Below are 14,544 nucleotides of genomic sequence, written 5' to 3'. Positions count from 1 at the left end.
GAAAATTTAAATGCTTAATAGTCCATCTGGTGCCATCTCTCCGCACATTGGTGGACATGGTTGTGTGAAATCATAGATACTTTGGCCTTTGGCTTCATCTATCATGTCATTACCATTTTCATCCACTCCCACTATGAGCAATTTTTCCATATCATTATCATCGATACCTATATAGGTTCTCACATTTGTTACTCCTGGCTCTGCCATAACCTCTTGCAAATCAATCAATGGAATTAAAAAACCATTTACAGGAGTTTTTTTATTATAATCCTTCTCCATGTTTTTCCACTTTTTCATCCACTTCTTGGCGGTTTCTTTTGGAACAGTATTTTTCATTTGATTTTGGTTTAATTAAAAAACTTAATTTTAAAAATTTGATTAGTGACTTTCAAAACTATTGCAAGCTACTTGTAAAAATAAGATTATCAAAACCTGAAAAGAGAAAATAAAAAATATATCCATTCCTTTCATTGACAAAATTACTTTGCTTACTGACAAATTCATACCTTTTACTAACGAACAAGGCTATCATAGCCTTAAGTTTTTGGCCCCTCTCAGTAGATTTTATCAAATTATTTTTACATTTGGTTATTCATAATAGTTTATATCCCCAATCTTGATTTATTAAATAATGAAATGGCAGGCTCTTAAACACTGCGTTTCAAAATAAAATTGATGTATCATTAATTGTAATCTATTGTGAAAGCTAACTATTCCAAAAAAGAAATTTCCCCTCTCCAAAACATTGAGGATTGGGAAAAAGATCTCATCGCCAGATATCCGGATCCTGCAGAAGATAAATCCAAAGAAGAGTACCGTAATTATCAGGATGGAAGCCGACAGGAAACTGTCAAGGAATTTTACCGACTGAACCACCAGTACCAAACATTGGATTTTGTAAAAGCAAAGGAAGATGAATTCCTACAATTCAATAAAAAAGAAATGGGCTTCTGGGAAGCTGTGGACTTTTTGAACACCTTGGTAGACGATTCAGACCCTGATACAGACCTTGACCAACTCCAACATTTGCTACAAACTTCAGAGGCCATCAGAGCTGATGGACATCCGGATTGGTTTGTTCTAACGGGTTTTATCCATGATTTTGGAAAAGTACTTTGCTTATTTGGAGAACCACAATGGGCCGTTGTAGGTGACACCTTTCCTGTAGGCTGTGCGCATTCTGATAAGATTGTCTTTCCCGAGTTCTTTGATGCTAATCCAGATAGTAAAAACCCTGAGCTAAATACCAAATACGGGATTTACAGTCCAAATTGTGGTTTAGACAATATAAAGATGTCTTGGGGCCATGATGAATATCTCTACCAAATGGTCAAGGATTATCTTCCAGAGGAAGCACTATACATGATTAGGTACCATTCTTTTTATGCCCAGCATAGAGAAAATGCCTATGAACACTTGATGAATGAACATGACAAAAAAATGTTTGATTGGGTGAACAAATTCAACCCTTATGATCTATACTCCAAGGTTCCTGTCCCACCGGATGCAAAAAAGTTAAGACCCTACTATGAAGATCTTGTGGCAAAATACCTGCCAACTACTTTGAAATTTTAAATCCCAATTTTAATCCCTGCAGCTATCTTTCATACTGCAGGGATTTTTTAATTTTATACCGATTACTCTATATCTAAATCCCACTCTTCGTTCATCTGAGTAATCGCATGATGGGCTGTCATATCAAACTGGCAAGGCACCACAGACACATAATTATTGGCAATGGCCCACTCATCATTATCTTCCCCTTTGTCAAAATTCACAAAATTACCCGCCATCCAGAAATACTTTCTTCCATTGGGGTCATAGCGCTCATCAAATTCCTCTTGCCATTTTGCCCTGGCCTGTCGACATAATTTGATTCCTTTGATAGCTTCATTGCGCTTCGGAGGGAAATTGACATTTAAGGCCACGCCTTTGGGCATTCCATGCTCAAGTACTTGTTTGGCGATTTTATAAACATAATCTTCTACATGGCTAAAATCAGCTTTTGAACTATAGTCACAGAGGCTAAACCCAATACTTGGGTAACCTTCAATCGCTCCTTCAATCGCTGCGGACATGGTTCCTGAGTAAAGCACACTGATGGATGTATTACTACCGTGATTGATACCACTGACAATCAAATCCGGCTTCCGGTCATTAAAGACATAATGCTTTGCCAGCTTTACACAATCTGCTGGGGTTCCGCTGGATTTATAGGCCAAGACATCATCAAAAATCTCTTCTTCATCCAAACGAAGTGTATTACCAATGGTAATGGCGTGTCCCATGCCTGATTGCGGACTATCGGGAGCAACTACAACCACGTCTCCCAGTTTCTTCATGCTATTTACCAATACTCTAATTCCACGCGATGTAATACCATCATCATTGGAAACTAAAATCAAGGGTTTTGCCATTAAAATATAATATTTAAAAGGTTAAGCTATTTATTCAAATTTAAGGAAAGAAATAAAATATTCTCCCTAAAATGAAGAATGATGGATTTAAATCCATCATTCTTCATACTTATATTATATTATGTATATCCGCAATTTTACCATTCAGAACATTTCCTAAAAAGAGAACACATATCCCTCAAAAACACTAAATTAAATCTGTGTAGATCCGTGGAATCTCCCGATAAATCGGGACATGCTGTGAGAAATAAGTTTACAGGTGTTAAAACGGATAATCATATATTATATAAATAAATTTTATTCTTTCAATTGATTATAATATGCCGTAATTCTTAATAAATCTCCCCTACTATCATGAGATAGCCTGTTTTTACGCATATACAATTTGACTTCGTCTTCCCTGTCTCCCATATAGGTCATCAATTCTTTCTTCTTTTGACTATATTTCTGAATTTCTCCCTCGGTGAAAAAGTAATAATCAAAATCTAATTTGTTGGACCTTCCCATTGGCGCTCCATACATAGGTGACATATACATATTGTACATCCCCATACTCCTGGTATCTGTAGTGATAAACTCCCTACACAATAAGGTAATCTCATCTCCTTCTGTCAACAATTCAAAGAAAATAGGCACTTCATAACCATTATTATTAATATCATAAGGCAAACTGTAAAATGTCCTTATTCCTCCATAATACTCATCGAATATTTCAAACCTACTAATGGACGAACTGCTAAAGGTCTGTATGCTTTCTCCTCTAAGCTGTACCACATTATTTTCCAGATTATACTTTACCTTTCCTTGATAAGTATCTCCATTGTCCAAAAATACTTTTCCGTCATGCCAAACCTCGGAAGGAAAATCCTGAGCTGTAGCGACTTGAACAAAAGCAAATGCGAAAATCAATATATAGAATAATTTTTTCATGTCATTTTGAGCTTTGATCTATATTAAAATAACGAAAACCTAGACGGATTAGTTAGTTATTTCGTCTCATTTTATAAGAAAAAAGCCCTGAACTTATCAGAGCTTTATCTTTTATTTCAATTTGTCAATTTGCTTTTTCAAAATTTGGTGGCCCATTTTATCACGCTTAGTTGTGAGGTAACGTTCATTGTGGGCATTTGGACTTATCTCCAATGGAACAGTCTCAATAATTTCCAAGCCATATCCTAGAAGTCCCGCTCTTTTGGTTGGATTATTTGTCATCAATTTAATCTTGGAAATCCCCAAGTCCCTCAAGATCTGAGCTCCTACGCCATAATCCCTTTTGTCCATGGGAAAACCAAGCGCCAAATTGGCCTGTACCGTATCCATTCCTTCTTCCTGAAGCTTATAGGCTTTAAGCTTATTGATCAAACCTATTCCCCTTCCTTCCTGATTCATATAAAGCACCACACCTTTGCCTGCTTTGTCCACCATCTCCATAGCACTGTGCAGCTGTGGTCCACAATCACACCTACAGGAACCAAAAATATCTCCGGTCACACAAGAAGAGTGAACACGAACTAAAACCGGCTCGCCCTCTTTCCATTCCCCCTTTACCAAGGCCATATGGGTTTCATCCGTATTGGTCTGCTTATAAGCTATCAGGTCAAAATCTCCCCATTCAGTAGGCATTTCCACTCCTATTTCCCTTTTGATCAAAGATTCATTCTTCAATCTATAGGCAATCAAATCCTTAATGCTTACAAATTTGAGGTTGAACTTTTTGGCTACTTGCATCAAATCCGGCACCCTTGCCATACTGCCATCCTCATTCATGATTTCCACCAAAACACCTGCAGGATAAAGACCAGCAAGCCTCGCTAGATCTATAGCAGCTTCTGTATGTCCAGTCCTTCTCAATACCCCACCTCTTTTGGCTTTAAGCGGAAAAATATGGCCCGGCTTCCCCAATTCATCAGGATGGATGTCATCATCCAAAAGGGCCTTTATGGTTTTGGCCCTGTCGCTGGCAGAAATACCAGTCGTACAACCATGGCCGATCAAATCAACAGAAACGGTAAACGGGGTTTCGTAAGCTGCCGTATTTCTTCCTACCATCAATTCCAAGCCCAACTCTTCACATCTATCTTCAATGATCGGGGCACAAATAAGCCCTCTGCCATGTGTGGCCATAAAATTGATAATCTCTGGAGTTACCTTTTCCGCTGCACATACAAAATCACCCTCATTTTCTCTATCTTCATCATCCACCACAATCACCACTTCACCTTCCCTTATTGCTTCAATCGCTTCTTCGATGGAATCTAATTTTAATTCTTCAGCCATATTATTTGATTAAATGGTCAATTCGGATGCAAAAATACATCCTTTATTGTCTAAAACCGAGAAAGCCTTTATTTAGTTTGGACTACCTTGATTTTACTGTTCCCAATTGTTTGTTTATTTCGCGAAGGGAATCATTAAGTGCCATTAGAACCATCTGAAAATCTGACACTTCATCTATATTCCCCTGCTCTTCCGCTATTTTTATTTTTTGAATGGTTTCGTCCACCATTTTCTCCAACACCCTCCTCTTTAACCGATGGATTTCATTGAAGGTGGTTTTGGGGAGATTGTCCCCTTCCCTGTTGGTATAGATCATGTGCTTTTGTTGCCAGTTTTCTGACATCTCATGCCTTTGGGAAATCATATTGATCACCTCTGTTTTTACCTCACCATCATCCAATTTTATAAAGTAATCAGGATTGGGCAAAACCCCTTTCTTAAGCGCCCGTTTGTATTCTACAAATATTTTCCTGTAAATCGGGGTTTCAAACTCCAAATCAGCCGTTTCTTCAAATAGATATTCACAGACATGAAGGTCTTCGGTGATCTTTTCAAAGCCATAGCTTACCAGTAACCTGATCATTTCCCGTTCCTGAAGCGTCAATGAATCACTAATAGAAATCTTTGCCTTCTCCTCTGGCAAAAAAGTTTCGAAAGGGGTGTCAGGCGCCATGAAATCCATTGGAGGTTCAGCCGGTCCTCCTTGCTCCTTACCTTTGAAATAGGCCTCCTTTTGGCCCTTTAGCAATATCTTATTGAGCTCTGCTAAAACAATTTCCTCCTCCATCTGCAAGAGACGAGCAGACTCCTTCACATAGACAGACCTGATAATAGGGTCTGGAATTTTAGCTACACTCTGAACGACCTGCCTCACTGTATCTGCCCTTTTGATGGGGTCATGAGCGGATTCCTCTTTGTACAGGTCTATTTTAAAGGCTATAAAATCACGGGCATGTTCATTCAGGTACTGCTGAAAAGCCTCTGAACCTACCTTTCGGCTGTAGCTATCAGGGTCATCACCATCTGGAAAAACGACAGCCTTTACATTCAGCCCCCCTTCCAATAACATATCTATCCCCCGCAAAGATGCCTTAATACCAGCCGCATCGCCATCATACAATACGGTCACATTATCCGTAAAACGCTTGATCAGTTTGATCTGGTTTTCTGTTAAAGAAGTACCAGAAGAAGCCACCACGTTTTGGATGCCTGACAGGTGCATGGAAATAACATCCGTATAGCCTTCCACCAAATAACAGTTATCCTCATTTCGGATAGACTGTTTGGCTTGGTACATCCCGTAGAGCACATCACTCTTATGATATATGGCCGTCTCAGGAGAGTTAATGTATTTGGGCTGCTTCTTATCATTGGTAAGAATCCTTGCCCCAAAACCTATAGGTTTACCGGCAAGGTTATGGATGGTAAACACCACCCGCCCTCGAAAGCGATCATATTTACGACTAGGATCACCTTCCTTTTGCAGTATTAGTCCTCCTTTTAAGAGAATATCTTCTGTATGTCCTGCTTTTAAAGCTGTTTTGTGCAGGTTATCCCAGCTATCCATAGCATAGCCAAGATCAAATTTTTCTATGGTCGAATGATTAAATCCTCGTTCCTTAAAATAGCTCAATCCAATAGACTTACCCTCATCCGTTTCCTGCAGGTTTTTGGAAAACAAATCACGGGCAAAGGAATGGGCAATGTACAAGCTTTCCTTTTCATTATAGGCCTGTACCTCTTCTGGAGTAGCGGCTCTTTCCTCCTCTATCTCAATCCCATACTTTTGGGCCAATTGTCGAATGGCCTCATTGAAACCGATGCCTTCCACCTCCATAACAAACTGAATGGCGTCTCCTGAAGCACCACAGCCAAAACATTTATAAATCTGCTTGGCGGGTGAAACAGAAAAAGATGGTGATTTTTCATTATGAAATGGACAACAGGCCCAAAGGTTTTGCCCTTTCTTTTTTAAAGGCACATAATCATTGACCACCTCTTCAATATCGGCCCTATCTTTGACTTTTTCTGTTGTGATATTACTTAATGACATGCTGCATGGAGAATATGCTCAAAGATAGAAAAGTATTGTGAAAACAAACAGGACAGGAAAGATCCTAGACCCGAAACTATTCCTTAAAGCCAAGGGTTATAGCTACAAAACAGCAGAATTTTTTATTCTTGTATAATAGCATTGGATCCAATAATCCTCATAAAGAACCAGATATTCTGTTGAACAGTTTTAAATCGAATTATTAAGCTTTAAATTGCGCAAAATTTACAATCCCTAATGATTATAAGTAAAGAAAAGGTACTTAAAGCACTCTCTACAGTAGAGGATCCGGACCTTAAAAAGGACCTGGTAACCTTAGGCATGGTCCAGGACCTTGTGGCAGAAGGCAATAAATTAAGTTTTAAAGTGGTACTTACCACTCCTGCTTGTCCATTGAAGGAACTGATCAAAAACAATTGTGAAGAAGCACTGGAAAAGGAGTTTGGCCCTGAGTTAGAATTGGACATTACCATGACTTCCAATGTCACCACAGTGCGTGACAATGCCCCGCTACTTCCCAAAGTAAAGAACATAATCGCCATCGCCTCGGGCAAAGGTGGAGTGGGGAAATCTACCTGTTCTTCCAACCTCGCTGTTGCATTGGCAGCCACTGGAGCAAAGGTCGGTCTGATAGATGCTGATATCTCTGGTCCATCCATTCCTACCATGTTCAATGTAGAAGCGGAACAGCCTGCAGTGAAGCAAGAAGACGGAAAAAATATCATCATCCCTATAGAACAGTACGGCGTAAAATTGATGTCCATAGGCTTCTTGACTCCAGCAGACAGTGCCGTGATCTGGAGAGGCCCCATGGCCAGTTCTGCCTTGAAGCAGTTCATCAGTGATGTGGAATGGGGAGAGTTGGACTATTTATTGATAGACCTGCCTCCGGGGACTTCCGATATCCATTTGACCATGGTTCAAACCGTACCGGTAACTGGAGCCGTTATTATTACCACACCTCAAAAAGTGGCCTTGGCAGATGCTACCAAGGGTCTTTCCATGTTCAAGCAAGCCCAAATAAACGTACCCGTTTTAGGTGTTGTGGAAAATATGGCTTATTTTACACCTGAAGAATTACCAGATAATAAATACTATATATTTGGAAAAGAAGGTGGACAAAGGCTAGCCAAAAAGTTTGATGTTCCTTTCCTGGGAGAAATACCTATAGTACAAGGAATTAGGGAGAGCGGTGATAGCGGATATCCAGCAGTATTGAAAGAAGGACTGACACAGGAAGCCTTTTCAAATCTGGCGGAATCACTGGCAAGACAGGTGGCCATCAGAAATGCAGATAAAAACAAAACCAAGGTTGTACAGGTTAACAGCTAAAATAAAGAAATGGATACTGAATTAATTGGAAAAATAGAAACGGCACTGGATACCATTCGCCCCTATTTAGAAGCAGACGGTGGTAACGTGAAGATTGTGGGCCTAACTGAGGAAATGGTATTGCAACTTGAGTTGACGGGAACCTGTAGCTCCTGCCCCATGTCCACCATGACCTTAAAAGCAGGTGTAGAAGAGGCAGTAAAAAAAGCTATTCCTGAAATCAATAGAGTTGAAGCCATCAATATATCAGTAGCAGAATAATCAATTACCTGTTTTTAAGAAGTAATTAATGAAAAGGATAATACTAATTTTGAGGATAAAGTTGGTCTTGTCCTTTTTGTTTTTTGAACTCCCCCCAGTCTTGGCCCAAAATATCCAAGCCAATATCTACCAAACTGAAAAGAGCTTTCAAAAGGAACCTGAAAAATGTGCTGCGGGGTATTTAGAGGCAAAGCAGGAAGAAGAATTGGGATTGTTTGGTTCAAAAGATTATTTTGAAGCTTGGATGTCAGATAAAATCCAAAGCAGAAAACTACAACCCCAGATCAGATCAGCAGCTACTGAGATCAGGAAAATCCCCGTGGTAGTTCATATAATTCATAATGGTGAGCCATTAGGTGAGGGTGCAAATATCCCACTTTCCCAAATTCAGGCACAAATAGACATTCTCAATAAGGATTTTAGAAGATTAAACGAAGACGCCTCCAATACTCCTGCTGAGTTTTTGGAGGTGGCAGCCGATACTTATATTGAATTTGTGCTGGCCAAACAGGACCCCAAAGGTCTCCCCACTGACGGGATCAACAGGGTACAGGGAACCAAATCAACCTACACCCAAGCAGATGCCAACCTTATAAGTCAATTATCCTACTGGGATTCAAACGAATACCTTAACCTATGGGTAGTAACACTTCAAAGCCCCTACATAGGTTATTCTTCCTTTCCTATTTCTGATTTGGATGGGCTAAACTTTGCCCCAAGTTCAAATGAAACCGATGGAACCACGATAGATTACCGCTATTTTGGAACTGGTGGAAATGCCTCATCTGGCTCTTTGGGCAGAACAGCTACACATGAGATCGGGCACTATTTAGGTTTAAGACATATTTGGGGAGATGGAGGCTGTGATGTTGATGATTACGTTATGGATACTCCCGACCAAAGTTCCAGTAATACCAATTGCCGCTCTACCCCTAGAGAAACCTGTAACTCAAGGGACATGATAGAGAATTACATGGATTATACCCCTGACCGTTGCATGAACATTTTTACTGCTGGCCAGTTGGAAAGAATGAATGTCGTGCTGGCCAATAGCCCCAGAAGGGTCAATCTGGTCAATGGAAGGGCCACTCAAGAACCTGTTATCTATCCCACCGACCTTGCACTTGAACAGATCATTGCTCCTCAAAACTATATCTGCTCCGCTACATTAAATCCCCAAATAAGTGTCTTTAATGTTGGTATTAACCCAATCAGCAGTGCAGAACTTGTCATCCGTCTAAATGGACAGGTCATCGAACAAAAGCGCTTCAACCTAATATTGGACCAGGGTGAATCTGCCCAACTTGAATTTTCAAGCCTGAGCTTACCAGCAAACGAAAACAGCTTCGAAGTTGAAATCCTTACGGTCAACGGTGCGGCTGATGACAATAATGCGAATAATAACCTGGGCTCGTCCCCTCAATTACAAGTTGAATTAAACCTTCCGTATGCCTATCAATCCAATGATTTTGACAATTTATGGACAGTCAAAAATGAGGATGGAGGCATCACATGGACCAAAGAAACCTTAAATATCAACGGTACCCCTCAAGAGGCAATAGGGATCAATTTCTATAATTATGATGCTGCTGGTAAACGGGATTATCTCATTTCGCCACAAATCAATTTAAGCAACTATCCCGATGCCCAATTGGTATTTGAAGTAGCTTATGCTCCCTATCCGCAAGAAGGCTTGGATGATGCTTTGATCATCGGTATATCCACAGATTGCGGAAATAGCTTTGATCTACTCAACCCTCCTTATGCTAAAACCCAGGATAGCCTGATCACAGCTGAGGAAAGTGAAGACAACTATATCCCCTCCCAACAAACAGAATTCAGGACAGAGATAGTTAACCTTAAAGAATATGCAGACCTTGGAAATATCAGGATTGCTTTTATAGCCGTGAATGGCTACGGAAATAACCTTTTTATCAAAAACATCAGTATCAGGCCTACTGAAGAAATGAATTACAGTTTGGCATTGGAAGAGGTCATCAGTCCTTCTCCCATCACTGACGGCTCCCAAGCAGTCGAAGTCCTCAGGCTTACCAATACAGGGACTTTGCCCGTGAATACTTTCCTACTGGATAGAAGGGTAAATGGTGCTAGCTTACAAACACTCATTGCTGAAGGCAATAATATAGCTCCTGAAGAAAGTATCCTGTTAGAACTGCCTAATGCTTTGATTGATGGGCTTAATGAAGTAGAATACAGGCTCCATTCTCCGAATTTCGACCAAAATAACAATAGCTCCAGTACCATCCTAAGGTATTATGTTCAAGACGCTGATAGTATACAGGCTCCATGGCGACAATACTTTGACAATACCCTCGAATTGGCACCTTGGTTAAGTCTTAGTCCTGAAATCGGTGAAAATGCCTGGGAATTAGCTGTAAAACAAACCGGTGAAACAGGGGATAATTTGGCCAGTCTTAAGATTGAAGGCAGCAACAATAGCTATTGGATTGCCTCTCCGCTTATGGACTTGAGTAAAGCACCTCAGGCAAGCATATTCTTTGAAAGAGCAGCCAGTGCAATGCAAGAAGGCAGCAGCATGAAGGTACTCCTAAGTACTGATGGGGGTGTTCATTTTGATCAGGAACTCGCTGTTTATACTGGTGAGGAACTCAATACCATTGCGGGATCTGCTCCTGTTAATCCTAATTCTGATGAAGAATTTATGAGGGAGTTTATTGACCTTTCTGTCTTTACCGGCAATGAAATGGATCATATTCGCTTGGCTTTTGTCATTGAAAACGCAGCAGCCAATTCCAACCCTGTATATTTGGATAATATAGAATTCTTCCTTTCCAATAACCCAGATCCAGTAAATCCTGGAAATGGCAATGCACTTGTCTATCCAAATCCTGCTACAGATATCTTTAATATCGCATTTAATTTGGAGGACTTTGAGGATATACGCATACAGGTAATGGCTACTTCTGGACAAGTGGTTCATGATGTCACCTATCCAGGAACCCTCAACCAAACGTATAGCTTTAGCACCTCCCTGTTTACAAAAGGTGTATTTATTATTAAGATTCAAAGTGAAAGTTTGGCGATTACCAAAAGGTTGATCATTCATTAATCTTGATCTGCGGCAATAAGATTGATAACATAAGCGGTTTCTGACAATTATTGGCACGTTTATTATGGTGATGTAAACGATTTATCAAAAAAATCATTCTTAGAAGACAAAATTAAAATTACCTTTACAGGGGATTAATAACCAAATTTTCATCAATGAGTACTATAAAAGCAGGCACAAAAAAAATCTTAACCCACCTCATCATCATCTTGGGATTATTATTTGCCTTATTATTTTTCTTTTTTGAGGTGTACCTACCTGGATATACCAATCACGGAGAGACGGTAACCGTACCTGATTTAGAGAATTTTCATTATGATGAAATCGAAGATTATTTGGATGATCGCGATTTAAGGTATGAAGTTTCCGCCGATAGTGGATTCGTGGCTGATGCCAAACCACTCTCTGTCCTCAAGCAAAATCCAAGGCCAGGTGCCAAGGTCAAGCAAGGTAGGAAAATTTACATTACCTTGAATGCCCAAAACGCACCTTTGATCAAAATGCCTAATTTGGTCAATAGCCCCTTGGAAAATGCACAAGAAGTGCTGGCCAATTATGGTTTGGTTAGGGGAGAAATCATTTATGTTCCGGATATTGCCCCAAATGTAGTATTGGACCAAAAACTTCATGGAAGAACGATCAAGGAAGGCTTTGAAATCCCGAAAGGATCGCAGATTGATCTTGTCGTGGGAGATGGATTGGGTAAACAGACCTTGGCCATTCCAAATTTGGTGGGCATGGAAGAGTCAGACGCGGAATTCCTAGTGGTGGGATCAGGGCTTAGATTAGGAAGGATTAGTTATGTTCCTTCTGACACGGTACCAAAAGGCACAATTATCAAACAATTACCTCCTCCTGGCATTAAAGCCAAAACCGGAGAATTAATAGATGTATGGATTTCAGAATTAGCAAATGAAAACAATTTTTAATGCGCTTAAAAGCTAAAATAGGGATTTACTTTTTGATATTTCTGCCATTTTTCACACAGCAGGCACTAGCACAATTGAGGCAGCTGGGAGTGGACAGGAGCACCCCAGTATCAAAAAGAAAAAACATTCAAGCAAAGGTTCAGGTGACACCTTTGCTTTTGCCATTTTGGGACGATTTCTCTTCCAGTTCTATCGACACCACTAAATGGATCAATCAAGGAGCAAACATAAGCTTTGGCGCAGCCATAGACGCCCCTAGCATCGGCGTAGCGGTGCTGGATGGCACCAAATCCAACGGACAGCCATATAGCACGGACATTACCCTTTCCGGCCCCTCTGATCAGTTGACATCCCAAGTAATTGACTTGGGCGGACTGGAAGAACATGAGAGAACCAGTACTTATTTCAGTTTCTTCTGGCAAGCTGGTGGAAAAGCTGAATTACCTGATGAAGCGGACAAACTGGCGCTTTTGTTTTTGGATTCCTTGGGCAATTGGAATACAGCATGGGAGCAGTATGGTGGCGTAGAAATACAAGACTTCCAACAGGAAATATTGCCTTTGGCACCAATTTATTTCCACAGCGATTTTCAGTTCAAATTCCAAAATTCGGGAAGGTTCTCTGGTCCTTTTGATACTTGGTTAGTTGATTATATCTTTCTGAATAGTGGCAGAAATCCAAGCGATTTGAATTATCAGGACCGAGCCTTAACTCAAGCAAACAGTAACTTCTTTGGAAAATACAATACCATCCCTTTATTTGAGCTAAATGCCGATCCTACTCCCCTTTTGACCGGCATCCACAACCAATTTAATAATCTAAATGATCGGTTCCGGGCAATGGAATATTCCATTCTGCTTAGGGAAAAGGAGAGTAAAGCACTTATCATGAGCTTAAATGCCAATACACCATTTAATCCGGTTCCACTAGCCAATGAACGTAGGGATTTTAGCAGTGCTTCCCCTACTACGTGGAATATGGAAGAAAGGGAAGTAGCTTTTGATATGGAAAGCTTGGTTTATTTAAGTTCGGGAGACAATTATCTCATTGATGAAATTCAAGACAATGATACCACTTATCATGAGTCTGTCGATTTCCGCATCAATGATAGCATCAAAACCACTATTTCCATTCAGGATTATTATGCCTATGACCGGGGCACCGTGGATTATGCCGCTGGTATCAACCAAAGATCTGGGATGTTAGCAGTAAGATTTGAAAGTTCTGAAACTGCATATATCAATGCCATCAGTATCAACTTCACCAATGCCGCCCAAAGTGGGACAGCTGTAGACCTAATGATTTGGTCCGATCCAGAGGAGCCTGCAAAGTTCACAAAAGAAGTATTGATACAAGCTAAAACGTCTCTGGAAACATTTACCAAATTCGAATTGGATACTGCCATACAAGTAGATGGTGTGTTTTATGTGGGCTTTATGCAATTCACCAATGAATTTGTCCATATCGGCTTAGATAAATCCAATGACAGCTCTGAGGAAGTGTTTTATAATACCAATGGCACTTGGCAGGGAAATACAGAAGTAAAGGGTTCTCTAATGATCCGCCCCCACCTTCAAATAGATCCACCAGAAGTTGGTGAAGATACCCAACCAGGCTCAAGAATAGAAGCATACCCGAACCCTGCTACACAAAATAGGGTTAACATAAAAGGAGAATTTGACCTTGTCAAAATGTATGATGCATTTGGCAGGGAAATAAATATTTCTGTAGCACCTTCTGAAAATGGTAAAATCATTAATTTTGTCAGCAAGCAAGAAGGTGTTTACTTTATCAAAGCTTGGAAAGGCAACACTACCCAAACAATTAGAATTTTAGTAAAATAATTATGGAAGACATTACAGTAGAAGAATTAAAAGAAAGGTTAGACAAAAATGAAAAGTTTGCCTTTTTGGATGTTCGCGAAGAATGGGAATATGAGGAGGATAATTTAGGGGCCCTAAACATTCCTTTGGCACAGCTCCCACATTCCTTAGAGGAAATAGAAAAATACAAAAATGAGGAATTGGTGGTCCACTGTCGCTCAGGAGCCAGAAGTGGAAATGCCAAACAATTCTTAGAGACCAAAGGCTATACCAAGGTAAGAAATGTACTTGGTGGAATTTTAGCTTATAGAGAATTAGAAGAAGAGTAGGAATTCCTACTCTTCTTCTATTTGATCCCCTC

The 14,544-nt window shown here is 40.1% G+C and carries 12 protein-coding genes; 7 read left to right on the top strand and 5 right to left on the bottom strand.

Features of this window, described 5'->3' with window-relative positions; all coding sequences use genetic code 11:
• Positions 1 to 6 precede the first annotated feature (6 nt).
• Positions 7 to 336, bottom strand: coding sequence for a hypothetical protein (locus tag KZP23_RS16895; protein ID WP_226332947.1), 330 nt, complete (start codon positions 334 to 336; stop codon positions 7 to 9).
• A 363-nt stretch (positions 337 to 699) separates the two neighbouring features.
• Between KZP23_RS16895 and KZP23_RS16890 the strand changes: the two genes are divergently transcribed.
• On the top strand, positions 700 to 1,575 hold the full coding sequence (locus KZP23_RS16890) for an inositol oxygenase (RefSeq protein WP_226332946.1): 876 nt from the start codon (positions 700 to 702) through the stop codon (positions 1,573 to 1,575).
• Positions 1,576 to 1,637: 62 nt separating this feature from the next.
• Here KZP23_RS16890 and surE read toward each other — a convergent pair whose 3' ends face one another.
• From surE to dnaG, 4 genes are all read right to left on the bottom strand, one after another.
• Positions 1,638 to 2,417, bottom strand: coding sequence for a 5'/3'-nucleotidase SurE (gene surE, locus KZP23_RS16885; protein ID WP_226332944.1), 780 nt, complete (start codon positions 2,415 to 2,417; stop codon positions 1,638 to 1,640).
• Between the two features lie 297 nt (positions 2,418 to 2,714).
• Positions 2,715 to 3,347 (bottom strand): hypothetical protein, encoded by a 633-nt coding sequence (locus KZP23_RS16880; RefSeq protein ID WP_226332943.1) that lies wholly within the window; start codon positions 3,345 to 3,347, stop codon positions 2,715 to 2,717.
• A 111-nt stretch (positions 3,348 to 3,458) separates the two neighbouring features.
• A complete protein-coding gene (locus KZP23_RS16875; RefSeq protein ID WP_226332939.1) occupies positions 3,459 to 4,694 on the bottom strand; it encodes a bifunctional 3,4-dihydroxy-2-butanone-4-phosphate synthase/GTP cyclohydrolase II in 1,236 nt (411 codons plus the stop codon).
• An 82-nt stretch (positions 4,695 to 4,776) separates the two neighbouring features.
• Positions 4,777 to 6,747, bottom strand: coding sequence for a DNA primase (gene dnaG / locus KZP23_RS16870; protein ID WP_226332938.1), 1,971 nt, complete (start codon positions 6,745 to 6,747; stop codon positions 4,777 to 4,779).
• Between the two features lie 237 nt (positions 6,748 to 6,984).
• Here dnaG and KZP23_RS16865 point away from each other — a divergent pair, with 237 nt between their 5' ends.
• The 6 genes from KZP23_RS16865 to KZP23_RS16840 all read left to right on the top strand — a co-directional run bounded on the left by KZP23_RS16865 (position 6,985) and on the right by KZP23_RS16840 (position 14,512).
• On the top strand, positions 6,985 to 8,079 hold the full coding sequence (locus KZP23_RS16865; protein ID WP_226332937.1) for an Mrp/NBP35 family ATP-binding protein: 1,095 nt from the start codon (positions 6,985 to 6,987) through the stop codon (positions 8,077 to 8,079).
• 9 nt (positions 8,080 to 8,088) lie between these two features.
• Complete coding sequence (locus tag KZP23_RS16860) at positions 8,089 to 8,340, top strand: NifU family protein (RefSeq protein ID WP_226332936.1); 252 nt, start codon at positions 8,089 to 8,091, stop codon at positions 8,338 to 8,340.
• 28 nt (positions 8,341 to 8,368) lie between these two features.
• Complete coding sequence (locus tag KZP23_RS16855) at positions 8,369 to 11,431, top strand: T9SS-dependent choice-of-anchor J family protein (protein ID WP_226332935.1); 3,063 nt, start codon at positions 8,369 to 8,371, stop codon at positions 11,429 to 11,431.
• Positions 11,432 to 11,586: 155 nt separating this feature from the next.
• Positions 11,587 to 12,360: a PASTA domain-containing protein gene (locus KZP23_RS16850; RefSeq protein WP_226332934.1), complete on the top strand. Its 774-nt coding sequence runs from the start codon at positions 11,587 to 11,589 to the stop codon at positions 12,358 to 12,360.
• The gene (locus KZP23_RS16845) at positions 12,360 to 14,204 is read left to right on the top strand and encodes a T9SS type A sorting domain-containing protein (RefSeq protein WP_226332932.1); all 1,845 of its coding nucleotides are present in this window, start codon (positions 12,360 to 12,362) and stop codon (positions 14,202 to 14,204) included. The genes KZP23_RS16850 and KZP23_RS16845 overlap by 1 nt, the downstream gene beginning before the upstream one ends.
• A gap of 2 nt (positions 14,205 to 14,206) precedes the next feature.
• The gene (locus KZP23_RS16840) at positions 14,207 to 14,512 is read left to right on the top strand and encodes a rhodanese-like domain-containing protein (protein WP_226332931.1); all 306 of its coding nucleotides are present in this window, start codon (positions 14,207 to 14,209) and stop codon (positions 14,510 to 14,512) included.
• Positions 14,513 to 14,544: the final 32 nt, after the last annotated feature.

Source organism: Echinicola marina (genome assembly GCF_020463795.1).
Taxonomy (GTDB): Bacteria; Bacteroidota; Bacteroidia; order Cytophagales; family Cyclobacteriaceae; genus Echinicola; species Echinicola marina.
This window is presented reverse-complemented; position numbering and strand designations above follow the sequence as displayed.